This is a genomic window from Mesorhizobium sp. M4A.F.Ca.ET.050.02.1.1 (assembly GCF_003997725.1).
Classification (GTDB): domain Bacteria; phylum Pseudomonadota; class Alphaproteobacteria; order Rhizobiales; family Rhizobiaceae; genus Mesorhizobium.
In genome coordinates this window covers 1-1,159 of sequence record NZ_RZSG01001211.1, presented here as the reverse complement: position 1 = coordinate 1,159, position 1,159 = coordinate 1, and the positions used below count along the sequence as shown (strand labels likewise).

General features: G+C 66.1%; 2 protein-coding genes. Both read left to right on the top strand.

All coding sequences use genetic code 11. The annotated features are described in order from the left end of the window. The coding region (locus EOA33_RS36385) for a 3-hydroxyisobutyryl-CoA hydrolase (RefSeq protein WP_127407774.1) at positions 1-837 on the top strand (837 nt) is incomplete at its 5' end. Next, positions 834-1,159: DUF6163 family protein (locus EOA33_RS36380; protein WP_127407773.1), on the top strand; the 326-nt coding region annotated here is incomplete at its 3' end. The genes EOA33_RS36385 and EOA33_RS36380, both read left to right, overlap by 4 nt.

Genomic DNA, 1,159 nt, shown 5'->3' with positions numbered 1-1,159 from the left:
ATCCTGCACATCTATGAGGCCGGCCGCGCCGGGCGGCCGCCGGTCGACTTCTTTGCCGACGAATACCGGCTCAACGCCTGCATCAACGCCTTCGGGAAGCCCTATGTCGCGCTGATCGACGGCATCGTCATGGGCGGCGGCGTCGGCATTTCCTTCCACGGCTCGCAGCGCGTGCTGACCGAGAACGCCCAGTTCGCCATGCCGGAGGTCAGCATCGGCTTCTTCCCCGATGTCGGTGCGAGCCACCTACTGCCGGACCTCGGCGGCAGTTTCGGCATGTATCTGGCGCTGACCGGAACCCGCATTCGCCACGGCGACGCGCTGTGGTCGGGGCTGGCCACCCACACCATCAAGGCCGAGGACCAGGCCGGCTTCCTCGACCGGCTCTGCGCCACCGGCGACCCGGAATCGGTGCTGCGCAGCTTTTTCGTCCCGGCCAGGCGTGAGACGGACCGGTTGGTGCTGGAAGCGATCGCCCGCCATTTCGCACAACCGTCTTTGTCCGATATCATCGCCAGCCTCGATCGGGCCGCAACTTCCGACGAGTTTGCCGCAAGGACGCTCGCGACGATCAGGACGCGCTCGCCGACCAGCCTGCACGTGGCCTGGCGCCAGATCAGCGCCGGGCTGACCATGTCGATGGACGCGTGCATGAAGATGGAGTTCCGCATCCTCAACCGCATGCTGGCCGGTCACGACTTCTACGAAGGCATCCGCGCCGCCATCATCGACAAGGGCTCGACTCCGCGCTGGCGCCCGGCCAGTCTCGACGCGGTGAGCTTCGCCGATGTCGATGCCTATTTCGCGCCCCTCGGCGAGCGGGAGCTCGACCTGTGAGCGAAGTCACCTCCAGGCGCGTCGTGCTGCAGCCCTCGACATCCGAGATCATTTTCGCCTGGTTCCAGCGCGTCATCGCCGGCTACTGCCTGCTGTTTGGCATCCTCTACTGGATCCGGCTGATCGGCTTCTACCCGGGCGCGCTCTGGCGCTTCGACCTGATGCCGGTGCATTGGCAGGTGGCGGCGGTGATGCTCGCCGTGTTCTTTCCCTTCGCCGCCGCGGGCCTTTGGATGCTGGCCTCCTGGGGGCCGGTGATCTGGTTCATCTGCGCGGCGACCGAGATCGTCATGTATGCCGGCTTTCCCGATCTGTTCGGCCA